Here is a 25027-nt window from a genome sequence, read left to right as displayed (position 1 = left end):
CTGCCCGGACCGCTTCTCCCGCCATCGGCCCGGACCGCGCCGTCGTGAGTCTTCTGCAACTGTTCATCGGGGCGAAACCCTGTCCTCGCCGGGAGTCTGCGCCCGGCCGCCACGGTAGAAGCGTGAGGATCGCCATTGTTGCTGAATCGTTCCTGCCGCATATGAACGGCGTCACCCACTCGCTGCTGCAGGTCATTGCGCATCTGCGCCGGCGGGGCGACGACGTGCTGGTCGTCGCGCCGACCTCGTCGTGGCTCGATGATGAGGCGCCGGCCGAGGTGGAGGGTTATCCGGTGCACCGGCTGCCATCCGTCGCGCTGCGCGGCTACGCCAATGTGCGGGTCGCCGCCGGGACGCCGGCGCGGCTGCGGCGGATCTTCGCGGATTTCATGCCCGAGGTAGTGCACGTGGCCTCGCCGTTCGTCCTCGGTTGGCGGGCCGTGCAGGCTGCGCAACAGCTGGGCATCCCCGCAGTGTCCATCTACCAGACCGAGGTTCCCGCTTACGCCGCACGGTACGGCGCCCCGTGGCTGGAGCAGATTTTGTGGCAGCACGTGGAGAACATCCATGAGCTCTCGACCCTCACTCTGGCGCCGTCCAGTTTCGCCGTGAACCAGTTGCACAACCACGGCGTGCGCCGGGTGCATTTGTGGCGGCGGGGCGTGGACACCTCACGTTTCAACCCGCAAAAGTACGACGCCGGGTGGCGGGGTTCCGTGGCGCCCAACGGCGAGCGGATTATCGGCTTTGTGGGCCGGCTGGCCGCGGAGAAGCAGGTGGAGGATCTAGCCGTGCTCGCCGACCTGCCCGGCACACGGCTGGTCATCGTGGGGTCAGGGCCGCTGAAGGGCTCGCTGCGGGCCAAGCTGCCCGGCGCGCATTTCGCCGGCTTCCAGGGCGGCGAGGACCTGGCGCGGATGGTGGCCAGTTTCGACCTGTTTGTCCATCCGGGCGAGTCCGAGACGTTCTGCCAGACCATCCAGGAAGCGCAGGCCTCCGGAGTGCCGGTGGTGGCGGTGGGACGGGGCGGTCCGCTGGATCTGGTGGACCAGTCGCGGACCGGCTGGATCTACACGCCCGGCCAGCTGGATGAACTGCGGGCCCGCGTGCAGGACTTGATCGGCGACGACATCAAGCGCCGGGCCTTCGGCCAGGCGGCGTTCGAGTCCGTCCAGGGCAGGACCTGGCCGGTGCTGTGCGAGCAGCTCGTGGGCTATTACGCCAAGGCGATCTCGGTGAAGCGTCGGGCGCTGAACGTCCAGGCCCGCGAGTACCTGCGCTGAGCAAGCCTGCCGGACCAGACCGGCAAGGGGCAAGGCGTATCCATTGTGCAGCTGGCGCCCTTTCCAGGACGTTCAAAAGGGCATCAGCTGCACAACAGCGGAGATCAGTAGCTGGCGCGGGGCGCCTGTGCCTCTGCTCCGACTCCTGCCTCTTCGGGAATGTACTTGGCGGCGAGCGCCTCGGTCCCGCGGGCCAGCAGGGCCACGTCGGCGCCGACATTGACGAAGTCCGCCCCGGCGTCGATGTAGCGGCGGGCTGAGGCTTCGACGAAGGCGTTGACCCCGACGAACTTGCCGGCGGCCTTCACGTCCTCGATCGTCTTGACCACGGAGGCCACCACGTCCGGATGCTCCTGCTGGCCGAGCACGCCCATCGAGGCGGCCAGATCAGACGGGCCAATGAAGATTCCGTCGATCCCGTCCACCGCGGCGATTTCCGCTGCGTTCTGGACTGCCTCGGCCGCTTCGACCTGCACCACGAGGGTAACCAGGTCCTCGGCACGGTTGAGGTAGTCGGGGATGCGGTTCCAGCGTGCCGAACGGGCCAGCGCCGAACCCACTCCACGGATGCCGCGCGGCGGGTAGTGCATGGCCGCCACGGCGGCCCGTGCCTGCTCCGCGTTGTTGACCATGGGCACGATCAGCGACTGCGCACCGATGTCCAGGAACTGCTTGATCAGCACCGGATCGTTGAAGGGGACGCGGACCACGGGGATGGCCGGGTAGCCGGCGATGGCGCGCAGCTGGGCCAGGACCGTCTCCAGCCCGTTGGGCCCGTGTTCGGCGTCGATCAGAAGGTAATCAATGCCGGAGCCGGCACAGATCTCGGCGATGCCGGCGTCGCCGGAGCACACGAACATGCCCGCGATGGTGCGGTCGGCGTTGTTGACGAGGTCCTTGAAGGACGGCGCTGCTTCTACTCGAATCGGCATGTGATGGATCCCAGCTGTCCGTAGTCGGCGTGCACGGTGTCGCCTTCATAGACCCACATCGGGCGGGTGAAGGAGCCGGCGAGGATGGTTTCGCCGGCCTTGAGGTGGTCGCCGTGGGGGGCGATCTTGTTGGCCAGCCAGTACACGCCGGCGGCCGGGTGGTTCAGGACGCCTGCGGCGACGCCGGTCTCCTCCACGGTCTGGTTCTTGTACAGGATCGCGGCGATCCAGCGCAGGTCGACGTCCTGCGGGCGGACCGGGTTGCCGCCGATCACCATCGCACCCATGGCGGCGTTGTCGGAGATGGTGTCCACGATGGTGCGGCCTTCCATCTCGATCCGCGAGTCCAGGATCTCCAGGGCGGGGACCACGTATTCGGTGGCATTCAGGACGTCGAAGATGGAGGCGTTGGGGCCCTTCACGTCACGGTTCAGCACGAAGGCCAGCTCCACCTCGACGCGCGGGTGCGTGTACTGGTCCCACTTCACGGTGCAGCCGTTTTCGAGGATCATGTCGTCGAAGATGATCCCGTAGTCCGGTTCGGTAATGCCGGTGGCGGCCTGCATCGCCTTGGAAGTCAGACCGATCTTGCGCCCGGCGAGCTTGCGGCCATTGGCTTCGCTGCGCTCCCGCCAGAGGTTCTGCACGGCGTAGGAGTCCTCCACCGTCATCTCCGGGTACCGGGCCGTCAGCCGAGGCACCGGCGTACGGGTGCGCCCGGCCTCCACCAGCTCATCGGCAATCTTCTCAATGGTCGTCTGATCAAGCACGCGACAGGCTCCAGTCCAAAAGTCATCAGCTGCGGGCAGCCGGACGGAACCCCCGTCCGGTCTGGTGGCCCTCCCTACGGCGGCGGTGCCGGGCGGCCACAGCACCATAGTACGTTTCCCCGCTCAGTGACGAGACTTCCATTACAGCCTGTCCGCCGGTCGGCCCGCCGGAGAGCTTGCTCACATTGTGCGGCGCGTCATGCTCCGGTTTGCGCTGCTGACCTACCCTTAATGGGTACAAACCTGCGCCGGCGCCCGTCCGGCCGCGCAACACCGCCGCAGGCTACCGCCGGGCGGATCCAGTTGAGGAAGTATCCTATGTCGTTTGCCTTCCGTACCCCGCGCCGTGCCGTCATGACAGCGGCAGGCGCCGCGGCCGCCGTCGTACTTCTGGCCGGTTGCAGCGCCGGCGGCACCGGTTCCGAAGAGAACGCGGGCGAGCCGGTCAGCGGCGGAAACCTGGTTTACGCCACGGGCGACGCCGAACCGACCTGCTTGGATCCGCACGTCGGCGGCAACTACCCGCAGGCCCTGGCGGCGAGTCAGTACCTGGAACCGCTGGTTTCCAAGAACGTCGACGGCGAGTTCATCCCGTGGTTGGCCAGCGAATGGCAGGAGAGCGAAGACGGCCTCAGCTGGACCTTCACGCTGCGCGAGGGCGTGCAGTTCACCGACGGCACCCCGCTCAACGCCGAGGCCGTGAAGGCCAACATCGAGCACGTCCAGGATCCCGAAACCGCGTCCTCCACCGGCTATCTGGCGCTGCAGAAGATTGAGAGCGCCGAGGTGGTCGATGACCTCACGCTCAAGCTGAACCTCAAGGCTCCGGACAGCGCGCTGCTGGAATCCTTCAGCATGCCGTGGGTCGCCCTCCAGTCGCCCAAGGCACTGGAGCGCAGTCAGGAAGAGAACTGTGCGGCGCCGGTCGGCACCGGTCCGTTCATGGTGGAGGACTGGGTCAAGCAGGACTCGATCACCATGGTCCGCAACGAGAACTACAACTCCCCGCCGGCCGACGCGGCCCATGGGGGCCCGGCTTACCTGGAGTCCATCACCTGGAAGTTCATTCCGGAATCCGCCACCCGGTATGCCGCACTGCAGGCCGGCGAGGTGCACGTGATCGACAACGCGCAGCCGGACACCATCGCCGCGGCCGAGAACAACGACGTCATCAAACACCTGGACGCGCCCCGGCCCGGCGCCTCCAACCGGCTCGAGCTGAACACCAGCAAGGCGCCCTTCAATGACCCGCTGGTGCGCGAGGCGTTTGTCCGGGCGGTGAACGTAAACGACGGCGTATCCTCCTTGTTCTTCGGTACTGCCGAACGGTCATACTCGCCGCTGTCCAGCGTCGAGCCGCTGGGCTACTCGGACGAGTCCCTGTTCGGCCACGACCCGGCCGAGGCCAACCGGCTGCTGGACGAAGCCGGCTGGACCGAGCGGGATGCCGAAGGCTACCGGGTGAAGGACGGCGAGCGGCTGAGCCTGGAATTCCCCGTGAGCACCAACCAGTCCATCCCGGCCGAGCAGTCCCTGTTCGAGCAGCTGCAGGCCACGGCCAAGGAAGCCGGCTTCGAGATCAAACTGAACTTGCTGGACCTGTCCAGCTGGTACGGTGCCCTGGCCGAGAACGACTACAACCTGGTCAGCGCCCCGTACACCAAAGTGGGCCCGGACGTGCTGCGGATCCTGTTCCACTCGGACAGCACCGTCCCGGCACCCAGCGGCTACTTCGCCAACCTGTCCCAGGTGAAGCTGGACGAACTCGATGAGATCCTGACCAAGGGCAGCGAAACCTCCGACCCGGCCGAGCGCGCGGCGCTGTACGAAAAGGCGCAGCAGATCGTGCTGGAGGGATACTACATCCTGCCGCTGTACGACCAGCAGAACCACTTCCTGTACCGCTCGGAAGTCTCCGGGCTGCGGGCGCTGCCCACCGTGTCCACGCCGACGTTCTACGATGCCTGGCTCAACTCCTGAGCAACCGGTTCCCGGCCGGCCTACGGTAACCGACGGCGACCGGGGGCCAGCGCGGATACTGGGTGACAGTGTCCGCCTCCCCACAACCGTCCGCTGGCTGCTCGCCAAGGTACTGGGCGCGGTCTTCGTGCTCTGGGCCGTGGCCACGTTGATCTTCTTCGGGATCCGGCTGATCCCCGGCGACCCGGCCGAGGCCATCCTTGGCGGGCCGGGATCGCAGGCGTCGCCCGAGGCGCTGGAGCAGGTCCGCCGGGACTACGGGCTGGACCAGCCGCTGCTGGCCCAGTACTTTACCCAGTTGGGCCGCCTGCTGCAGGGCGATCTGGGCGAGTCCTATTCGCTGCGGATGCCGGTAGCCGAACTGCTCGGCAACCAACTGCCCGGCACCCTCCTGCTGTCCGCTCTGGCTCTGCTGGTTGCCTGGCTGCTGGCGCTCGGGCTGGCCTGCTGGTCCACGCTGAACGGCAAGGCGGCCGCCGTCGTTGCTTCGGGGCTGGAGATCGCGGCAGCCGCGGTGCCGCACTTCTGGCTGGCCAGCATCCTGATCCTGCTGTTCAGCAACACGCTCGGCTGGCTGCCGCCGGTCAGCACAAACTCCGCCGACGGGCTGGTGCTGCCGGTGCTCGCGCTGGCGCTGCCGCTGGCCGGGTTCCTGGGCCAGGTGATGCGCGAATCGATGCTCAACGCCATGACGTCGCCCTTCGCCCTTTCCGCCCGGGCGCGCGGGGAAGGCGAGACCGGTGTGCTGTTCCGCCATGCCCTGCGCCATGCCGCGCTGCCCGGCATCGCGCTTTCGGGCTGGGCTTTCGGCAGCCTGCTCAGCGGCGCCGTCGTCGTGGAGTCCATCTTTGCCAGGCCGGGCCTCGGCCGGACGCTGCTCAATGCCGTCACGCTCCGCGACATTCCTCTGGTCACCGGTGTCGCCCTGGTCTCGGCACTGGCATATGTGTTGGTCATGGCCGCCAGCGACGTGGCCGAGCGCGCCGCCGATCCACGGTTGCGGGCCGCATGAGCATCTTTTCCAGCAAGCGCAATCACCAGGACCCGGTCCTCGCCGGCACCCCGGGCACGCCGGGCGCCCCGGGCGCCCCGGGAATCCTCAGCGGCCGCAGCCTGCGCCGGGTGTCCGGCCTGCGCGCCGTCGAACTCGGCGCCGCCGCCGTCGCTCTGTTCCTGGTCCTGGCCGCCTGCTTCCCTACGCTGCTGGCGCCGTTCGACCCGCTGGCCATCAACCCGGCCGATTCGTTCCAGGGCCCGTCCCCGAAGCACTGGTTCGGCACGGACGAGTCCGGCCGGGACATCTACTCGCGGGTGATCCACGGTGCCCGCCCCTCGCTGCTGATCGGCGCCGCGGCCACCGCCATCGGCGTAGGACTGGCGCTGGTGCTCGGTACCCTGGCCGGACTCGGCGGCCGCTGGCTCGACTTCGGCGTGGGCCGGATCCTCGAAGTCCTGTTCGCGCTGCCGGGCCTGCTGCTGGCGCTCGTGTTCATCGCGCTGGCCGGTCCGGGCATCACCACCTCGGTCATCGCCGTCGGGCTCTCCACGGCACCGGGCTATGCGCGCATCATCCGCGGCCAAATCAGCCAGGTGCGGTCGTCCGCGATGGTGGAGGCCGCCGTCGTACTGGGCCGCCGGCCCGCGCAGGTGCTCTTCCGCCACATCCTGCCCAACGCCCTCTCCCCCGTCTTTGTGCTCGGCACCCTCGGACTGGGACAGGCCGTGGTGTGGGCGTCCTCGCTCAGCTTCCTCGGCCTCGGGGCACCGCCGCCGGCCGCCGAGTGGGGCGCGATGCTGGCGGCCGGACGGACGTACCTGGGCCCGGCGTGGTGGATGACGTTCTTCCCCGGCGTCGCGATTGTCCTGACGGCGGCGTCCTCGACCGTGCTCGGGCGGGCCCTGCAGCGAAGGGTGGCCGGACGGTGAATGCGAAGAACGACGTCGTGCTGCGGGTGGAGAACCTGAACGTCGGCTTTGGTGCCGTCCCGGCGGTGCGCGGGGTGTCTTTGTCCATCGGCCGCGGGCAGTGCCTGGCGCTGGTGGGCGAATCCGGTTCCGGCAAGTCCGTGACCGCGCGGTCCCTGATCGGCCTCGCCGGGGACACTGCGGACGTTTCGGCGGAGCGGATGGAACTGGGCGGTGAATCCTTGACCGGGCTGGGCCGGCGCGGCTGGCGGCAGCTGCGCGGGAGCAAGGTCGGCTTTGTGCTGCAGGATGCGCTGGTCTCACTGGATCCGCTGCGGACCATCGGGCGTGAGATCGAGGATTCGCTCCGGCTGCGCACCCGGCTGAGCCGTGCCGAACGCAGCCGGCGGGTGTTGTCGCTGCTGGCCGATGTGGGCATGGACGATCCGCAGCTGCGGGCGGGCCAACGCTCCGGCGAACTCTCCGGCGGCCTTCGCCAGCGTGCCCTGATCGCCTCCGCCATCGCACTGGATCCGACGCTGCTCATCGCCGACGAGCCCACCACCGCGCTCGATGCCACGGTGCAGGCGCAGATCCTGGACCTGCTGGCCTCGCTGCGGGAGCGGGGAACGGCGATGCTGCTGATCAGCCACGATCTGGCCGTGGTCGGTTCGGTGGCGGACCAGGTGGCGGTGATGACCGGGGGCAGGATTGTGGAGCAGGGCCCGGTGGCTCAGGTCCTTGGCTCCCCTCAGCACGACTACACGAAGAAGCTGCTGCGCGCCGTGCCCTCCGCCCATCCCCGCGGCGCGCGCTTGTCCGGACCAGCGGCCGCGAAGCCAAAAGCTGCGGACCGACGTTCCCCCCAGTCCTACACACCCGTCCTGCAGGCCACCGATCTGGCCAAACGGTTCCGCAACCCGGACAAGACCAGCTTTACCGCCGTCGACAATGTGTCCTTCGAACTGGCCGCCGGGGAGACGCTGGGGCTGGTGGGCGAGTCCGGTTCCGGAAAAACCACTATCGCCCGCATCGCGCTCGGGCTCACCGCACCGGATGCCGGCGAGCTCCGCCTGTTCGGTGAGCCTTGGAGCTTGCTTACCGAGAAGGAGCGGCGCGGCCGGCGGCCGTTGATCGGCACCGTATACCAGGATCCGCTCAGCTCGTTCGACCCGCGGCTGACCGTCGGCCAGACTCTCGCGGATGCGGCCACCAGAGGCCGGACGCTGAATCCCCGGGGTTCCGGATCGCAGGTCGACGAGCTGCTGGAGATGGTCGGGCTGCACGCGGATTTTGCCCGCCGCGGCCCGCGCACGCTTTCGGGCGGACAGCGGCAGCGCGTCGCCATTGCCCGGGCCCTGGCGCGGCGGCCCCGGATCCTGATCTGCGATGAACCGGCCTCGGCGCTGGACGTCTCCATCCAGGCCCAGATCCTGGACCTGCTTGATGACCTGCAGCGGGAACTAGGGCTGAGCTACCTGTTCATCTCGCACGATCTGGGGGTGGTGCGGCACATGAGCGACCGGGTTGCCGTCCTTCGGCGCGGCCGGATCGTCGAACAAGGCCCGGCCGAGCAGCTCTTCGCCGCGCCCCAGCATCCCTACACACAACAGCTCCTCGCATCCTCCCCGGCCCTCGAGGCGCGCTAAGCCCGCCGCCGTGCTAAGGCCGCGGTACAGCTGAGAGTTGGTTTGATGCAAGTCGGCGGGGAGTCTCCCGTACCCGCTCAGGTCGGTCAACGGCGCAACTGATAGCGCAGGTGAAGCACCCGGCTGCCCTGAATCACCACGTCGGGATCCTCCAACAGGTGCTGCGCGTGGACCGACCCGAAGTAGCGCTTGCCGGACCCGAACACGACGGGTACAACGTCCATCCGCACCTCGTCGACCAGGCCCGCGGCAAGCACTTGGCCACCGACGTCGCCAGCGGCGACCTCAACGATGCGCTCACCCGCGAGTTCCTGTGCCTTGGCCACGGCTGCCTCGACGCCGTGGACGAAATGAAACGGCGCCTCGGCGTCCCAGCCCTCAGGCTTCGGCCGGTGCGTCACGACGACCACGTGGTCGACCCCGCTCGGAGGCTTCCCGTCCCAGCCGTCCGTCATGTCGAAGACGTGGCGGCCGGCGATTGTCACCCCGATCTGGTCCCAGTACGGCCGGGTGTAGTCGTAGGACGCCTGCGACACCTTCAACTCGCCGCTCTCGTCCAACGGCACGTCACCGCTGGACAACCAGTCGAACAGCGGGCCGGGCTGGTCGTTCTCGTCCGCGATGAAACCGTCCACCGATACCGAGCCGTACATGACCACCTTGCCCACGGGGCGCTCCTTTGCTTTGGGGGGCCCATAGTAGCAGCGTCAATAGGCCTAAAATCAACAGAAGCGAGATTCACGGGGGCGGCGCTCTTGTCCTCCCGCAGCGACAGGCTATCGAGCCCGTTGCATGAGCAGGCTTACTATGGAGTAGGTACGCCCTGCCCTCAAACTAGAAGGAGACTTCCATTACCGAATCGCTTGCCCCCAGTGACATTTCGGATGCCTACTTTGGTGCCCCCGAACCGGAGGAAAGCCAGCGCGACGTCGTTGAGGTAACCTCTCCTGCCGCCGTCGCACGCTTGAGTGACCGCGAGGATGTCGTCAAGGTCAAGCGCCGGTATGCCCTCATCAACCAGGACCGCACCCAGCATGAGGCGATGGTGGAGGACCTGCTGTTCATCCGCGGCGTACTCGATGATGCAGGCCTCGGCTACCTGCTGGTCCGGGGCAATGACGCCCGGCCGGTCATCGCCATCAACTGGGATGACCGCCGGGATCTTCAGGACGCGCTGGCCGAGGCCTGCCGGGACGAACCGTTCTACTCCATGACGGTGGACGCCAAGAAAAAGCGCGCGCTGCTGGTCGGCGACGGCCGGCTCGCCGAGGGCAACCAGGCCCGCATCTTCCGGCTCTACCGTCCCCGCATCGAACCTAACGGCGGACTGGTCTACGGGCAGTCGGCCGGCGTCCAGCTGGAACTGTGGATGTGGCAGGACGAGAAGCTGATCCTGCCCATCGAAAACTCGCTGACCCGGCGCTCGCTCCCTGCCGCCGAAGCCGTCCGCGGGACCGTGCGCAGGTACGGACTGGACTGGCCGACCATCGAGAACATGTTCGCCGACCACGCCACGGACATCGACTTCGAGATCGACATCGTCTTCTCCTGGGTGGACGGGAACGATCCGGCCTACCAGGCCGCCCGCCGCAAGCGGATGGAAGGGGTCATCCTCGGCGAGGGCGACGACGCCGATGCCCGTTTCCGCCAGATCAACGAACTCAAGTACGCCCTGCGCTCGGTGTACATGTTCGCCCCGTGGATCCGCAAAATTTACATCGCCACCGACTCCCCCGTGCCGGAGTGGCTGAACGCCGAGCATCCGGCCATCAACATTGTGCGCAGCGAAGAGCATTTCAAGGACCCCTCGGTCCTGCCCACGCACAACTCGCAGGCGGTCGAGGCGCAACTGCAGCACATCGAGGGCCTGAGCGAGCACTTCCTCTACTCCAACGACGACATGTTCTTCGGCCGCGCGGTGGGTCCGCACGTGTTCTTCTCCCCCGGTGGCATCACAAAGTTCATTGAGGCCTCCACCCGGATCGGGTTGGGCGATAACCACTTGGACCGCTCAGGCTTCGAGAACGCCGCCCGTGTGAACCGGAAGCTGCTCTACGATCGCTTTGGCCGCATCACTACCCGGCATCTGGAACACTGCGCCGCGCCGCTGCGCAAGAGCGTGCTGCTGGAAATGGAGAAGGAGTTCGCGGCGGAGTTCGAGGCCACCGCGGCGAGCCGCTTCCGGGCCAAGGACAACATCTCGGTCACCAACTCGCTCTACCACTACTACGCTCTGCTGACCGGACGCGCCGTCACGCAGACCGAAGCCAAGGTGAAGTACATCGACACCACTATGTACTCGGGGCTGAAGTCGCTGGCGAAGCTGCTCAAAAAGCGCAACCATGACTTCTTCTGCCTCAATGACGGCAGCTTCCCGGAAGTTCCGGCCCTGGAGCGGCAGGAAGTCGTCACGGACTTCCTCGAGAAGTACTTCCCGATCCCCGCGCCCTGGGAAAAATAGCGGCTCCTGGGAACCAAGTGGCTAAAAAGCCACGGGAACCTAACGACGGCGGGCGGGCGCCCGCCGTCGTTAGGTTCGTTGTATGGTTACCTGCGGCAGGCCTTGACTACCCGCGCCACCGAGTAGCCGGCTGACCACTTGTCGGCGATCGCCACAACCTGCAAAAGCCATAGCCGCCAAGGTGAGTGCCGCCGTCGTTGTCAGACTCGGGCGAGCAGGCGGCGGCTTTCCGGGATCCGGATGCCGGCCGCGTCCAGCCGGCGCTGGGTTTCTTCCGGGGACACGTACTCGCCCACGGTGGCGTAGTCACCCATCGGCACGACCGAGTGGACGATCGTCTCGTCGTACACGTGGACTAGGTTGTAGGCCTGGGCGCCATCGCGGCCGCGGGTGCCGCCCACGGGAACATTCAGGTCCTGGGTGTAGCAGGTCGCCGAGGCTACCGACACCGGGATGCCCGCGAACATGGCGGTGGTGGAATAGTGCAGGTGTCCGGCCAGAATGGTCCGCACATCCGTATCCTCGAGCGCCGCGGCCAGCCGGCTCTGGTCCCGCAGTTCCACCAGCACGGACAGGTCCTGCACGGAAGGCACCGGAGGATGGTGCAGAGCCAGAATGGTGCCGTGCGGCGCGGACACGGCCAGCTCCCCCTTTAGCCAGTCCAGCTGGCTGTCGCTGAGCTCGCCGTGGTGGAACCCGGGCACGGTGGAATCCAGGGTGATCACTCGCAGGCCATCGACGTCGTACGCCTTGTCCAGCGGCGACATGTCCGCCGGTTGATCCAGCAATCCGGTGCGCAGATTGGCGCGGTCGTCATGGTTCCCCATGGCCCAGATGACCTGCGCGTCCAACCGTTCCGCGGCGGGCTCGACGATGCCGCGGAGCTTGGTGTAGGCCTCCGGCTCGCCCTTGTCCGCCAGATCTCCGGTGAACACAATGGCCTGCGGACGCGCGCCGGAGGCCTCGAGTTCGGTGAAGATCTGCTGGAGCCGGGCCTCGCTGTCCACCTGTCCGTACAGGGGATTTGGACCGCCCACCAGATGGGTGTCGCTCATGTGCAGTATGAAATGGTGAGGCCGTGGATGCTCGGCGTGGATGTAATCCATCACTAACCTTCTGCTGTTTCGGAACCGGGATACCCGTTTCCTATTACATTCCATCCAAGCAGACGAGACTCAAACCGCAAGTTAACGCACGGCGGCATTTCAGTTTGTTTCGCTTAACTGAGTCTCAGCGGCCTATGCATTAGCAACGGAAAACAGTGCGAAGTGTGCCGGAAACAAACTCTAACCTGCGCCGCTGCCCAGCGCGGTCGTCCCTTGTGCGGCAGAAGCCGCCCCGCCGAACACTGGCAGGAGCGGGCCCCCGGAAGTACGCTCGAAGAGACCGAGCCTGACTACCGGAAGGACCTGACATGAAGCTCAGCCACATTCCCCTGCGCCTGACCACCGGCGGATTTATCCTCAATTCCGGCATAGGCAAAATGAACCTGGACAAGGAAAGCGCCGCGGGCCTGCAGGGCATGGCCGGCAACCTTCTGCCCCAGGTGAAGGACATGGAGCCCGAGCAGTTCGGCAAGTATGTCAGCTATGGCGAGCTCGCCCTCGGCAGCGCGTTGCTGGCTCCGTTCATCCCCAGCCGGCTGGTGGGCCTGGGCCTCGCCGCGTTCTCCGGCACGCTGATCGGCATGTACCTCAAGACCCCGGGCATGACGCAGGATGACAACATCCGCCCCACGGCCGAGGGAACGGGCCTGGCCAAGGACATCTGGATGTTCGGCATCGCCCTGGCCCTGATCCTGGACTCCAAGGGCAAGCAGAAGTCGCTGAAGGTCTAGCCGGCCACCGTCTTTACAGCCGGGATCGACGGCGGCGCCCCACCTTCAAAAGGTGGGGCGCCGCCGTCGTCCGCTGGGTAAGTATCTTGCTAAACATCGGCCTTGGCACGCGCACGGATCCGGCTGAACGCCGTGATACTCAGCGCGACGGCCAGCAGGATGTACAGCGTGACGGTGATCGGGCTGTCCACGAAAACGGAGTAGTCCCCGTTCGAGGACAATAGCGCCGAGCGCATAGAGGTTTCGGCCAGCGGACCCAGCACTATGCCGATCATGATCGGCGCCAGCGGGACGCCGTAGCGGCGCATCAGGAAGCCCAGCACCCCGATGCCGAGCACCATCAGCAGGTCGAACACCGACGCCGACGTCGCATAGACGCCCAGTCCGCAGAAGACCGAGATTCCCGCGTACAGGTACTGCTTGGGGATCAGCAGCAGCTTGGCCCAGAAGCGCGCGAAGGGCAGGTTCAGGATCAGCAGCACGATCAGGCCGAGGAAGAAGCTGGCCAGCAGCGCCCAGACCAGATCCGGGGCCCGGTCAAAGAGCAGCGGGCCCGGCTGCAGCCCGTACTGCTGGAACGCGGCCAGCATGATGGCCGCGGTGGCCGAGACCGGCAGGCCCAGCGCCAGCAGCGCTCCCATCGCGGTACCCGTGGTCGCGTTGCCGGCCGCTTCCGGGGCGGCCAGCCCGCGGATGGCACCCTTGCCGAACATCGGCTTCCGGCGGCGGCGGTCCAGCGAACGTTCGGCCCCGTAAGCCAGAAACGTGGGCACTTCCGCGCCACCCACGGGAATGACCCCGAAAGGTACACCGATCGCCGTGCCGCGCAGCCAGGCCGGCAGCGCCTCACGGAATTCGGCTTTGGAGAGGTACGGCCGGCCCGAGGACGGCGTGGCCACGGCGGCCGGATCGCGCCGGATGCGCGAGGCCACGTGGAACACCTCGCCGAGGGCCAGGATGCCCACGGTGACGGTGATGATGTTGACGCCGTCGAAAAGTTCCGGCACGCCGAAACTGAAGCGCTCGGCACCGGAGATGCTGTCGATGCCGAGCACGGCAATGCCCAGGCCGAAGACCAGGGAAACCAGTCCCTTGATCACCGAGTCCGAGACGACCGAGGAGGTGGCCAGGAACGCGAAGACAGCCAGCGCGAAGAATTCCTGCGGGCCGAAGTTGGCGGACAGATCGGCCAGGACGGGGGCGAAGAACACCACCAGCAGGCTGGCAATGATACCGCCGATGAAGGCGCCGATGGCAGCGGTTGCCAGCGCTTGCGGTGCCCTGCCGGCCTTGGCCATCTTGTGGCCTTCGAACGTACTGGCGATCGAGGAGGCTTGTCCGGGTGTGTTCATCAGGATGGCCATGGTGGAATCGCCGAAGAGCCCACCGAAGTACACCCCGGCGAACATGATGAACGCCCCGATCGGATCCAGCGCGAAGGTCATCGGCAGCAGCAGCGCCACTGCCATGGAGGACCCGAGTCCCGGCAGCACCCCGACTGCGGTGCCGAGGAACGCGCCCACGACTACCCAGAGCAGATTCATCGGCGTCAGCGCCAGGCTGAAGCCTTCCATCAGATTGGCCAGAGCATCCATTCAGAACACACCTCCCAGGATCCCGGCGGGCAGATTGAGGCCCAGCGCGGCACCGAAGGCAAGCTGGACAAGCGAGGCGACTACCAGCGCCAGGCTGATATCGAACAACGGCCGCTGGCTCCCCATGGCGCGGGCCATTCCCCAGAACAGAACAGCGGCGGCGATGATCCAACCGAGCGGTTCCATCAGCAAAGCGAAAAGCAGGAAGCTGCCGATAGCCACCGCAACCGAGGACCAGTCGGAATACGTTGCGTACTTCCTGGCCGCTGCCTTTTCGGCCGTGGCCCGTACGTCCGGATCGAGATCCTCTTCGAATTCGTAGTGCGGCGGCTTGGGTGGATCCGGATTCTTGATCGTGAAGACGGCCAGGAGCACTGAAAGAAGGTAGCCGGCCGCCACGATCAGTACGGGGAAGAACGTCGGTCCGGGGAAGGCCGCCCCCGAAGGTACGTCCATGTCGAATATGCCGACCAGCAAATAGGTGCTGAACGCCGCCAGTATGACGGCAATGACGATTCCGCTGCGTCCGTGCCAGAAGCCCCGGGCAGCAGGCACAGCATCCCCGGCCGGGGGCGCTGTACCCGTGTGCGTATGATTGTCCGGATGTGTCACAGGTCCAGCCCTTCCAGGATCTCGGCGACTTCCTTTTCCTCCACGGCGATGAACTCCTCGAATTCTTCGCCGACCATAAAGGTGTTATCCCATTGGTTGCGGGCCAGAGCGTCTTCCCACTCCTCCGTCTGCGACATCTCCGTGATGATACTCAGCAGTTCCTCGAAGTCCTCGTCGCTGGTCCCCGGTGCTGCGACCATCCCGCGCCAGTTGCTCATCTGCACGTCGTAGCCTTCCTCCAGCAAGGTGGGAACGTCGATGCCTTCCAGCCGTTGCGGTGCCGAGATGGCCAGAACCTTCACTCTTCCCGCCTCGATCTGGTCCGCAAACTCGTTGTAGCCGCTGATGGCTGCCTTGGCAGTATCGGAAAAGACTGTCTGCAGGGCTTCGCCGCCACTGGTGTTGGGGATGTATGTGGTCTGCGAGGCATCAATCCCGGCTTCCATGGCCAGTTGCGCCATGACCAGATGGTCAATGGAGCCGATGGAACCGCCGGTGAACGGGAATCCCCGTGGATTCTTCTTCCACTCGGCGATCAGGTCATCGATGGAGTTGAATGGCGAATCGGCAGGCACCACGATCGCGTCGTAATCATCGGCCAGCCGGGCCAGGGGGCGCACGTCGTCCATTCCCACCGGGGAGTCGTTGAGCTGGATGCCACCCAGCATCACGGTGCCCGTAGCCATCAGGGTCGAGGACTGTCCGTGCATGGTGGAAAACTGTCCCAGGCCTATGGTGCCCGCGGCGCCGGGAACGTTGACAACCTGAACGCTGTTCACAATGCCGTTGGAGCGCAGGGCCTGCTGCTGCTCACGGGCGAAAGTGTCCCACCCGCCTCCGGCACCAGCAGGGGCAATAAGGGTCAGCTTGCTGCGGAGTTCTGCATCGGCTGCACTGCGGGAGGAGGTGAAGACTGCTCCCGCGATGACAAGGGCGGCGAGTACCCCGTAGACAGTCAGACCGACGGTCCGTTTCCTGGAACGGCCACTCGCGGCCATGGAGTCGCCGGGTTGGGGCTTCGGGGATGCCATGATTCCCGACCTTCCTTAGAATTGCTGTTTGCGGCGCATTCACCTTGCGAACGTAGGTGCGTTGGAAGAACCGATCCAATTTAGGCTATTTCACGCGGCCAGAGTGACCTAAACCCGTCGCAACTGGCGAATGGCGAAAGGTAACACTTATGACTATTCTCGTTGGTCGATCCCGCTCCCGGGAAGGAACCGCAGCCTTTACCACTGCCGTCGCGGAAGCCAGGCTCCGCGGTCAGGACCTGGTGGTTTTTGATCTGGACCGGACCGTTCATGATGAAGAAGTTGTCAGCGGCAGCCAGCCAGACTTCCCTGCCGAGGTTGAGGGTGTGGCCGTCAGCTATCGGCTGCCTAACGAGCGCAGCCGCGATGCCGTGGGTGATCTTCTGGACATGGCGGAGGCACTGGATCCGTCGCTGATCATCATTGGGATCCGGCACCGCAGCTCCGTGGGCAAGTTCCTGCTCGGCAGCAGCGCCCAGCAGATCCTGCTGCAGGCCAACGCCCCTGTGCTCGCGGTGAAGGCTGTGTACAGCGCGTGATCACAACGGAGCGTTGACGCCCGCTTAGGATTGTTCCGTGAACCATTCGATCCATCCAGACGCGGGATTATTGTCAGTGGAATCTGCAACCATGCCCGGATCTGCGACCGGCAATCCCGCACCGCCAGCCGACGCTTCGATCCGCCAAGCCACAGCTGAGGACGTCACCGTCCTCGCTGAACTGGCCGCGGTAACTATCCCGCTGGCGTGCCCTCCGATCATGACCGAGGACGACATCAACGGCTACATCGCAGAGCATCTTACCGAGGCCCGATTCAGCAGCTATATTGCTAATGCGGAACGAACGGTAATGGTGCTCGAAGAGCCGAATGCTGACGCAGGCGACGCATCCAGTCCTCGCACGGACCAGAGGTTGCTGGGCTACAGCATGCTCATCCACACCCCTCCGTTGGATGTCGAAGTCCAGGCGGCTCTGACGTTGCGGCCCACCTCTATGCTGAGCAAGTTCTATATGCGGGCCAACGCCCACGGCAGCGGCCTGTCCCATCAGCTCATGAACGCCACCCTGTCCGCCGCCGCGGAAAACGGTTCGCGCGCAGTGTGGCTCTCCGTCAGCGAGGAAAACGTGCGTGCCCAGAAGTTCTACGCCAGGAACGGCTTCCGGATCGTTGGCGGCATGAACTTTCCCACCGGCCGCTTGGTTTTGCGTGACTACGTGCTCGAACGAGCTATCTAAAATCCCATACTCAGGCAATTCACAGGTTGCTCCCGGCTAACAATCAAGTACAAGCCCTACTGTGAAGTTACCTCATAAAGGTGCGAGTGATGCGGCGCCGGCCGGTCGGAGTTTTCCCCCAACCTCCAACCAGCCGGCGCCAACTCTTTAACTTCCGTCAGCAAGCGCCGCTGCCCCTGCGTCCCACGCCCCTGCCAGCCTGTCTCTCGCCGCTGCCGCCCACCGCTTCACGAGCTTCGGATGCCTAGGGCATCACGCCGCCTTGACCGCCCTTGCAGGCTCAGCTGTGGGAACGTTTTCCGCTGTTTCCCTCACGTCTTGGTGTGTGCGCGCTCACAAACTGTCATAGGCGGTTCGTAGGGTGGGTGTATGGATGGCTTCCAGTTTGATTTCATACCGGCGCCGGAGCCGGACCGGGACCGTGGTTTGCGGGCGCTCGGTTTGGCGGGGAGTTCGCTGTTGGAAATCATGCTGCATAAACTCCTGCTCGATGCCTGGGCCGGGGAGAACCTGGCCTTCGGCGGCCGTCTTACCGGGCCGTTCGACGAAGCGGCCGAGGAAGCCGCCGCGGTGCTGGCGGCGGCCGCGGTCCTGCCGGAGGTGCCGGGTCTGCCGGAGGGCTGGGAGACCCTGGCGCCGGCGGCGCTGGCCGCGGTGCTGGAGCGGATTGATCCGGAAGGCCTCGATGATGTCGGGACCATTGATTACCTGCAGGCGTCGGCGAAGGCCGTGGCGTGGCTGCAGTCGGGCCGGGTGAAGGCGTTGAACCGGTTCACCGAGCTGCGTCCGGCCGAGGGCGCCGAGACCGGCAACGCGCACGGGTTTTCCTCCTGCGCGGCGACGGAGATCGCCGCGGCCCTGGCCCAGCCCCGCGGCAGCGCGCTGAAGGACATGGCCGAGGCCGCGCAGCTGTCCGGGCATCTGCCGGCCACGGTGGAGGCGATGGCCGCCGGGAACCTGGACCTGCCGCGGGCCACCGCGATCGCCCGCGGTTCCCAGGACCTGCCCGAGGACCTGCTGCCGGCGTTCGAGGCCGCCGTCCTGCCCCAGGCCGGCAAGATCACGGTGGAGAGTGTGCAGGCCCGTGCCCGCAAGGCCCGTGAACGGCTGCACCCGGAAACCCTCACCGTGCGCCACGAACGCGCGGACCGGTCCCGCAATGCCGGTCTCGTGCCGCAGGATGACGGGATGGCCGAAGTCTGGTTCCGCTGCGCCGCGGACAAGGCAGTCATGGTGTTCAACCTCGTCCAGGCCCTCGCGAAGAAGCTGCAGGGCCCCGAAGAAGCCCGGACCCTGCCCCAGCTGCGCGCCGACGTCATCACCGACCTGCTCCTCAACCCCGGCACCCGCACCGGCGGCTGCACCTGCAACGGCAGCACAGTCACCGGGAACGGAACCTGCAAGGGTACCGGGAGCGGCACGGGCACCTGTGCCGGGACGGGGACGGGTGCTGGGGCGGGGATCACGGCCAGTGTCGCGGTCACGTTGTCGTTGGAGACCGCGGCGGGGTTGAGCGAGGAGCCCGGCGAACTCGCCGGGTACGGGCCGATCCCGCCGGACATGGCCCGCAACCTTGCCGGCCTCGCGAAATCCTGGTTGCTGGTCCTGACCGATGAGTACCGCAACGCGGTCGCGGCCGCGAAAGACCTGCGGCACCCGCCCGAATGGCTCAAACGCCTCGTCCGGTTACGTGACGGGCACTGCAGCGGCCCCGGCTGCCGCGTGGAAGCCCGGTTCTGCGAGGTCGACCACACCGTCGCCTGGGAAGACGGCGGTAAAACCGTGCTCGGAAATCTCAAAGCGCTCTGCAAACCCGAGCACATGTCCAAGCACGCCGGCGGCTGGACAGTCACCCAGTATCCCGACGGCAGCACCACCTGGAAATCGCGGACCGGCCACGAATGGACCAGCACCCCCGAAAACAGCTGGTCCATCCGCCCACCAACCGAACCACCACCACCTGACCTCTACACCCCACCACCCTTCTAACACCCTCCACCTAGCGGCGGCACCGCACCCCAGAGGTCAGACGCCGCCGTCGTTAGTCAAGGTTCCAAGACAGGGAGCGACGACGACATGCTCGTTGTCAGGGAGCGACGACCACGTGCTCGTTCGGCACGCAGTACTTCATGGGGAGCCCTCCGACGTTCCGCGGGCCGTTCTTGCCGAGGTTCTTCATTCGCGGCACCGCGGCCTCCGTGCGCCTGGGACAGGCCATCGATCATCGAAGTCAGTACGCATCATGAACGACGGCGGGACGCGCGGCTACCCAGGTCAGGTCCAATCCGGCATGGGGACAGTCAACGGACCATTCGGTGAAACCGGCGGCGAGCGCGTCCGGATCGTCCGAGGCGAACAGCACCACTCCGGGATAGTCGCGTACAACCGATGCCAGCATCTTTCTGCCGTCCCGGTCCAGATCCGCGTCCAGCCGGTTGATCACAAGCACCGGCGGCTCCCCCAGCATTGCCCGGGCCAGCACCAGCCGTGCCCGTTCCGAGGTGGACAAGGGCTCGCCGCCGCGCTTGAGCAGGGTCTGCTCGCCCCGCTCCAGCCGGGCAATAGGGCCGGCCAGTCCCACCTGTTCCAGGGCGGCCGTTCCTTCCGCCACGTCCAGATCAGGCCTGCGGTAGCGCACGCTGCGGGCGATCGATCCCCGCTCCAGATAGGCTCCGGCAGCGGCGTAGCCGACCAGCCGCCGCCGGTCCCGTCCGCCGCTGTCCAGCAGCGATATGCCATCGACCTGAGTAAACGCATCGGGATCACTGCGCACACCGATCAGCGTTTCCAGCAGCCTGGTCTCCACTGCCGGATCCGCGGAGCGAATGCGCACCCGTTGGCCCGGCCCGGCCCGAAGCTCCGGGACGGGGCAGTTCCGGCACTCGGACATGCCCGCTACCAGGAGCGTGCCCGCATCCTCAGCGTTCAGCGGCTCTCCGTTCACCACCTCCCCGTTTGAAGCCACTTCATTCACACCCACCGCAGTCGCACCCACCGCAGTGGCGTGGCCAGCGGAGGCGGCCACCCGCCGTCGTCGTTCATTTCCTTGCGTTGCCGAGACGGCGAGGGCGGGACCAAGGATCCGGCGTGCGGCCTTGAAGTTCTGCCGGTATTCGACGGCGCGGCCCATGTCAGCAATGGGGGCCGCGATGATGCCCACGATGGTCAGCGCGGCGGCCACAGTCGCCGTCGGAATGGCTTGCCAGCTGCCTACGGCGGCGACGGCAGCGGTGCCCAGCGAGGCGGCGGCTGCGGCGGCACCACGGATGGAACCGGAAGCGGCGGCGCGATGCACTGCCGCGTCGACCACACTGCGGCCGGCCTTGTCCACCTGCTTGACCTCGCGCGCCTCGCCACCTGCGGCGCGGATCGTGCCGGCTGCCATGACCGTATCGGCGAGCCGTGCCGCGAGCCGCCCGCGTTGCCGCCGCAGGGCACGCGCCCGTTCAAAGGCCGGTCTGGCCAGCATCGCCAAGCCTGCAGCCAGAACGGCCAGGGGAACGACGACGGCGAGGGCAAGTCCCGGTGCGAGCAGCCATAGTGCCACTGCAGTACCGAGGATGAGCGGGATGCCTACGGCCAGCGGCGCGATTCCCATCGCAATCCAGTTGCGCACGCTGGAGAGGTCGTTGGTGCTACGCGCGATGGTCACGCCCGGCGACGGTCCCCGGTCGGTGGCGAGCGCGGATTTCACCAGGCCCTTGCGGATCTGATGGATGTAGTCCTGGCCGAGCATCTCGCCCAGCACACGCTCGAGAGCCCGCAGGCCGCCGATGGCCAGCGCGGCCGCGGCCAGCCCGGCGACGAGGGGGACGATATTCCCGGCACCTGCTGGGGCGTCGTCGAGCAACCACATCATCAGCAGCGCGCTGGCACCGGTCACCGCCGCCATGGCCAGGCCGGTACCGACCAGCATCGCCATCAAACCACGCCGGCGGCCACTGAGCAGCCTGGGCAGGCCTGGCGGAAGTTTCTTGCTAGGCATGTTTCACACCTGCCCTTACTTGCGTGCAGGCAACAGTTCCAGGGCGGTTGCCGGGTTGCACAGATCATAGGTGTTGATCACGCGGGTAGTGATGACGCCGGCGGCTTCCCGGGCGGCAAGCGGCGAGGCTGTGAGCAGGCCCGAAACCGCCGGCACGGAAACGCCGGCATCCTGCAGGACTCCGATGCCCGCCGTGGCGCCCAGCGCATCCGCGGCGGCGAACACTACATGGTCGACGGCGGCGTGGAAAACCGGGTCATGGAGCAGTCTGCTCGTTTCGCCCTGGTAGACGCCGTCGGCAATCTCCACCACGATCACATCGGACTCGGCCGTGGTCAGGGTGTCGATGAGGCTGGTCAGCAGGCCGCGCACGGTTTCGTAGTCCAGCAGGTAAGTGGTGGGGAAACCGAAGTCGGTAAAGTCGAGCACCAGGCGGGCACCGGCGTCCGTGAAGAGGCGCGGATCGTTGCCGGAGCCGGTCCCGGTCGCCTTGCCGGCGGAAACCCGCAGGCCCGCTGCGTCCAGCCCGTTTACCAGACAGCCCAGCGTGGTCGACTTGCCCGAATTCATGGAGGTACCCAGCACCGCAATCACCGGCGGCCGGCCGGGCAGTTCCGTAGCGTGATTGACGGCGTGCGGCGCCAGGTCCTGCAGGTTGACCACCACGCCGTCCTTGGCGAGCAAGCCGATCGGCTGGATGGTAGTGGCCTTGTCGATGTCCGCGTGCTGTTCAAGGACCCGGGCGGCCAGTCCGCCGCCAGCCACCAGGCTGCATTCGCTCAGGTCATCCGGCACCACGGCGAGGAACTGGTCCGGCGCGTAGCGGTTCCCGAAGGAGACCAGGATTTCGTCGCCGGGGAACATGGCCTGGCGGCGCGAGGCCGGGCTTTCCAGCTTCGTGTGACTCCCGATTTCCACCACTTTGGCCAGCACCACATCGCCGGCGGCCGGGGCAATGTCCAGCAGTTCGTACCCTGACGGATCGAGTGCCAGCCGATCCGCGAGGAAACGGGTGGTGTAGGCCTTCTTGGCCCGCTGCAGCCGCAGGGGATCCGCGGCTACCGCCGTACTGGTGGTGAGGGAAAGTGCTTCGCTGGGGTGGGCGACGAGTGTCATGGTCTTCTCCTGAGTCGGGTTTTGCTGCCAGTTACGACTAAACGCGACCCATATGAAAGGGACATGATGTACCGATGAGAGTGCTCTCATGAACCGTTTACCCTGCCGTCATGTCACGTGCCCCGGCATTTCAACTGGTTCTGCTGCCGGGCCGGAAGCCCCGGACCGCTGCCCGTCGCTCGCGCGCCAGGCGCCGTCGTCGTTTCCTATTGGCACCGCATTGGGGCAGGATTGATGCAGACAACTGGACATGAGGAGGCCTAAGTGCTGGCACTGGTGCGACACGGTGAGACCGACTGGAATTCGGCCGGACGGCTGCAGGGGCATACGGACATCCCGCTGAATGAGTTGGGCCGCAGGCAGGCTAACGACGCCGGCGCTAAGCTGGCAACGGAGGAATGGAACCTTCTGGTTTCATCCCCTTTGCGCCGCGCCCGCGAAACCGCTGAGATCATCGGCAAGCACGTCGGGCTGTCTATTTCCGGCACTCTGCCGGGCCTGATCGAACGGGACTTCCGCGACGCCGAAGGGACCGTCCTGCTGGGCATGGACCGGCCCGAGATCGACAAAGTGCTCCTCGCCTCCGAGCCGGAAGCCGAAGTAGCGGCACGCAGCATTGCCACGCTGCAGGAACTGGTCCATGCGAACCCGGATCAGCGCATCATCGTCGTCGCGCACGGCACGCTCATCAGGGTGACTATGGGACTCCTGCGGGGCGAAGCCCATGCCCATGTCATCAACGGCGAAGCCATCGAGCTGGATCCGGACTTGCTGCTGGGCTTCGAGGCGGAGCAAGTCGCCGGCTAGCCTAGAGCAGCGACTGGATCACCAGCGTCCACCGGTCCAGCCATTCGCGCGTGCTTTCCGGGTCGTCCCAGGACTTCTCGTCGAGGTACAAACCCTGCACAGGAACCGTGGCACCGAGCTCAACAAGTACCGGCTTGAGCAGCAGCTCCGGGGCCAGCGCGTGGGCCGGGCCCGCACCGAGCATCAACGGTACTGCGACAACGCCTTTGAGCCCGTCGCCGGTGGCGAACTGATCAAGGAACAGCTTGAGCACTCCGGTGTATGTGGCCTTGAAGGTCGGCGATGCGAAGATCACCAGATCGCTGGACTGGACTGTCTTCACGGCCGCCGCGACGGCGTCGTCGCCCCACCCCAGCAGGCCAGGGCCCAAAGTGATGACGTCGACTGCATTGTCCACCGGCGCTCCGGTGATCTGCTCGGCCAGGAGCCGGGCCGCGGCAAGGGTTCGGGAGTCCGGCTTCGGGTTTCCTGCAACTACGGTAACGGTCATACAGGGACGCTACCCCTCTCCCCCGGCCGTTGGGAGCACGTGTCAGGACGTTACAAAGCCGGTTTCGCTGGCGCCTGTTCGCATGATGGACGAATGCTTTCCTTCGGCGTTACACTGAATGACCAAATCAGCACCCTTAGCAACTGAATAACGCATGTCCCCTCAGACGCTGCGTCGGGCGGACGAATCATCAGGCTTTCCAATACGCCCATCCCCAGGACCGTTAGGACATCTGCCATGCGTGAGAAAAGGTACACGGCCACAGCCAAAGCCAACAGCAAGCATCCCTACGACTGGGGCCGCGCCATGGCCCTGGCCGTCTCCAAGCTATTGCACCAGGCAGAGGATGACGGCCTTGTCACCCAGCGCAGGAACCTCTACGACGAGGATCTGCGCTTGAGGATCAGTGAACTGGCTGATGGCATCCAGATCACGCTCTCCTGGTCCCCCATGGCCGCACCCGCCGCTGACCCCGCAGCCACCGCCCAGTTGGCCGTGGAGCGTGTCACAATCGCCTGATGCCAAGAGCCGCGCCGAATGCCGGTGCGGCTCCTACCATTCCTGCCGGCTCAATTGCCTTCCGAATAGCTCTCCGCCGGCACTGCAATCTGGAATCCGCAGGCACAGCGCAGCACCAGCGTGTCTACTTCGACATGCGGCAATGCGTCCTCCGGATCATGGTTGAGCACCGGATCATAGATAGGCCGTTGAGCGGAATCGAACGGTCGCATCGGCTCGCCGCAATGGATGTAGGCGGATTCGACCGCCACCAGCCAGTCTGCCTCATCAGGCTCGCCCAGCCATGGCTTCCGGGTCTGATGCCCATAGAAGCTCTCACACTCGGCGCACGAGTAGCTGATGTTCCACAACGGATGCCCGCTGAGGTTCTGCTCTTCGGCGGGCTCGACCTCTTCAATAATCAAATAGTCGTCCGTGGCACAGACGGAACACCAAGGATCAGAGACGTCGTCATCCCTGCCGGTGGGCCGATAGCGCTGTTTGTGATTGGGCATTACCACTCTCACTCCCTCGCAGAAGATCAATCTGGACTTTGCTAGCCAACCCCAACTAAATCTAGTCTAGCTAAACTAAGTATACTTACCAAACGAGTTTACACTGTAAATTCCTGCACTGCACCCCGCTTCCGCAAGTACGTACACGCCAACCCTTCCTCCCAATTTAGTTTGATTGGCACAATCAAACTTTAGGACGTATCCTCATCATGTGCAAAAGATTCAAGGGGCCGGAAGTCAGGACGACACCGGCCCAACCGCGGGTGACCAAGTGAGGTCCAGCGTCACCCAATTGATCCGCTGGGCCGCGCGTTCGCAGGTCCGC

The 25027-nt window shown here is 65.9% G+C and carries 23 protein-coding genes; 12 read left to right on the top strand and 11 right to left on the bottom strand.

From position 1 onward, the window contains the following. Positions 1-122: 122 nt before the first annotated feature. The gene (locus J5251_RS09910; RefSeq protein WP_208575967.1) at positions 123-1283 is read left to right on the top strand and encodes a glycosyltransferase family 4 protein; all 1161 of its coding nucleotides are present in this window, start codon (positions 123-125) and stop codon (positions 1281-1283) included. 104 nt (positions 1284-1387) lie between these two features. On the opposite strand, the gene J5251_RS09905 is transcribed toward J5251_RS09910, so the two are convergent. Further along, on the bottom strand, positions 1388-2215 hold the full coding sequence (locus tag J5251_RS09905; RefSeq protein ID WP_139007278.1) for an aldolase/citrate lyase family protein: 828 nt from the start codon (positions 2213-2215) through the stop codon (positions 1388-1390). Further along, positions 2200-2985, bottom strand: coding sequence for a 2-oxo-hept-4-ene-1,7-dioate hydratase (gene hpaH / locus J5251_RS09900; protein ID WP_074699314.1), 786 nt, complete (start codon positions 2983-2985; stop codon positions 2200-2202). The genes J5251_RS09905 and hpaH overlap by 16 nt, the downstream gene beginning before the upstream one ends. Positions 2986-3303: 318 nt before the next feature. Between hpaH and J5251_RS09895 the strand changes: the two genes are divergently transcribed. The 4 genes from J5251_RS09895 to J5251_RS09880 are packed head-to-tail and all read left to right on the top strand — an operon-like array spanning position 3304 to position 8519. Beyond that, positions 3304-4965, top strand: coding sequence for an ABC transporter substrate-binding protein (locus J5251_RS09895; protein WP_208575966.1), 1662 nt, complete (start codon positions 3304-3306; stop codon positions 4963-4965). Beyond that, a complete protein-coding gene (locus J5251_RS09890; RefSeq protein ID WP_244250891.1) occupies positions 4946-5977 on the top strand; it encodes an ABC transporter permease in 1032 nt (343 codons plus the stop codon). The genes J5251_RS09895 and J5251_RS09890 overlap by 20 nt, the downstream gene beginning before the upstream one ends. After that, positions 5974-6891: an ABC transporter permease gene (locus J5251_RS09885; protein ID WP_208575965.1), complete on the top strand. Its 918-nt coding sequence runs from the start codon at positions 5974-5976 to the stop codon at positions 6889-6891. Before J5251_RS09890 ends, J5251_RS09885 begins: the two co-directional genes overlap by 4 nt. Then, a complete protein-coding gene (locus J5251_RS09880; RefSeq protein ID WP_208575964.1) occupies positions 6888-8519 on the top strand; it encodes a dipeptide ABC transporter ATP-binding protein in 1632 nt (543 codons plus the stop codon). Before J5251_RS09885 ends, J5251_RS09880 begins: the two co-directional genes overlap by 4 nt. Before the next feature lie 86 nt (positions 8520-8605). On the opposite strand, the gene J5251_RS09875 is transcribed toward J5251_RS09880, so the two are convergent. Beyond that, complete coding sequence (locus J5251_RS09875; protein WP_208575963.1) at positions 8606-9187, bottom strand: dihydrofolate reductase family protein; 582 nt, start codon at positions 9185-9187, stop codon at positions 8606-8608. Between the two features lie 374 nt (positions 9188-9561). Between J5251_RS09875 and J5251_RS09870 the strand changes: the two genes are divergently transcribed. Continuing rightward, complete coding sequence (locus tag J5251_RS09870) at positions 9562-10980, top strand: stealth family protein (RefSeq protein WP_432264424.1); 1419 nt, start codon at positions 9562-9564, stop codon at positions 10978-10980. 200 nt (positions 10981-11180) lie between these two features. Here J5251_RS09870 and J5251_RS09865 read toward each other — a convergent pair whose 3' ends face one another. After that, entirely contained in the window at positions 11181-12086 is a 906-nt protein-coding gene (locus J5251_RS09865) for a phosphodiesterase (RefSeq protein ID WP_208575962.1), read from the bottom strand. A gap of 308 nt (positions 12087-12394) precedes the next feature. Between J5251_RS09865 and J5251_RS09860 the strand changes: the two genes are divergently transcribed. Continuing rightward, positions 12395-12817, top strand: coding sequence for a hypothetical protein (locus tag J5251_RS09860; RefSeq protein ID WP_139007273.1), 423 nt, complete (start codon positions 12395-12397; stop codon positions 12815-12817). A gap of 89 nt (positions 12818-12906) precedes the next feature. On the opposite strand, the gene J5251_RS09855 is transcribed toward J5251_RS09860, so the two are convergent. Genes J5251_RS09855 through J5251_RS09845 form a run of 3 tightly spaced genes read right to left on the bottom strand, consistent with a single transcriptional unit; the run spans position 12907 to position 16055 of the window. Then, a complete protein-coding gene (locus tag J5251_RS09855) occupies positions 12907-14412 on the bottom strand; it encodes a tripartite tricarboxylate transporter permease (protein WP_208575961.1) in 1506 nt (501 codons plus the stop codon). Then, positions 14413-14967: a tripartite tricarboxylate transporter TctB family protein gene (locus J5251_RS09850; RefSeq protein WP_208575960.1), complete on the bottom strand. Its 555-nt coding sequence runs from the start codon at positions 14965-14967 to the stop codon at positions 14413-14415. 53 nt (positions 14968-15020) lie between these two features. Then, the gene (locus J5251_RS09845) at positions 15021-16055 is read right to left on the bottom strand and encodes a Bug family tripartite tricarboxylate transporter substrate binding protein (protein ID WP_244250890.1); all 1035 of its coding nucleotides are present in this window, start codon (positions 16053-16055) and stop codon (positions 15021-15023) included. A 149-nt stretch (positions 16056-16204) separates the two neighbouring features. Between J5251_RS09845 and J5251_RS09840 the strand changes: the two genes are divergently transcribed. The 3 genes from J5251_RS09840 (at position 16205) to J5251_RS09830 (ending at position 19280) form a co-directional block, all read left to right on the top strand. Next, positions 16205-16594 (top strand): universal stress protein, encoded by a 390-nt coding sequence (locus J5251_RS09840; RefSeq protein ID WP_208575959.1) that lies wholly within the window; start codon positions 16205-16207, stop codon positions 16592-16594. A gap of 91 nt (positions 16595-16685) precedes the next feature. Then, complete coding sequence (locus J5251_RS09835) at positions 16686-17291, top strand: GNAT family N-acetyltransferase (RefSeq protein WP_208575958.1); 606 nt, start codon at positions 16686-16688, stop codon at positions 17289-17291. Positions 17292-17660: 369 nt separating this feature from the next. Then, entirely contained in the window at positions 17661-19280 is a 1620-nt protein-coding gene (locus tag J5251_RS09830) for an HNH endonuclease signature motif containing protein (protein WP_208575957.1), read from the top strand. A gap of 241 nt (positions 19281-19521) precedes the next feature. Here the strand turns inward: J5251_RS09830 and J5251_RS09825 are convergent, their stop codons facing one another. Continuing rightward, on the bottom strand, positions 19522-21276 hold the full coding sequence (locus J5251_RS09825; protein ID WP_208575956.1) for an ABC transporter transmembrane domain-containing protein: 1755 nt from the start codon (positions 21274-21276) through the stop codon (positions 19522-19524). Positions 21277-21291: 15 nt separating this feature from the next. Beyond that, positions 21292-22392, bottom strand: a complete 1101-nt coding sequence (locus J5251_RS09820) for a DUF1611 domain-containing protein (protein WP_208575955.1) — start codon at positions 22390-22392, stop codon at positions 21292-21294. A gap of 264 nt (positions 22393-22656) precedes the next feature. Between J5251_RS09820 and J5251_RS09815 the strand changes: the two genes are divergently transcribed. Continuing rightward, entirely contained in the window at positions 22657-23199 is a 543-nt protein-coding gene (locus J5251_RS09815; RefSeq protein ID WP_139005159.1) for a histidine phosphatase family protein, read from the top strand. Position 23200: 1 nt separating this feature from the next. On the opposite strand, the gene J5251_RS09810 is transcribed toward J5251_RS09815, so the two are convergent. Further along, positions 23201-23689 (bottom strand): NADPH-dependent FMN reductase, encoded by a 489-nt coding sequence (locus J5251_RS09810; protein ID WP_208575954.1) that lies wholly within the window; start codon positions 23687-23689, stop codon positions 23201-23203. Between the two features lie 237 nt (positions 23690-23926). Here J5251_RS09810 and J5251_RS09805 point away from each other — a divergent pair, with 237 nt between their 5' ends. Next, positions 23927-24208, top strand: a complete 282-nt coding sequence (locus J5251_RS09805; RefSeq protein ID WP_139005157.1) for a hypothetical protein — start codon at positions 23927-23929, stop codon at positions 24206-24208. A 50-nt stretch (positions 24209-24258) separates the two neighbouring features. Here the strand turns inward: J5251_RS09805 and J5251_RS09800 are convergent, their stop codons facing one another. After that, positions 24259-24702: a hypothetical protein gene (locus J5251_RS09800; protein ID WP_208575953.1), complete on the bottom strand. Its 444-nt coding sequence runs from the start codon at positions 24700-24702 to the stop codon at positions 24259-24261. Between the last annotated feature and the right edge of the window lie 325 nt (positions 24703-25027).

Source organism: Arthrobacter crystallopoietes (genome assembly GCF_017603825.1).
In the GTDB taxonomy this organism is placed as follows: domain Bacteria; phylum Actinomycetota; class Actinomycetes; order Actinomycetales; family Micrococcaceae; genus Crystallibacter; species Crystallibacter crystallopoietes_B.
This window is presented reverse-complemented; position numbering and strand designations above follow the sequence as displayed.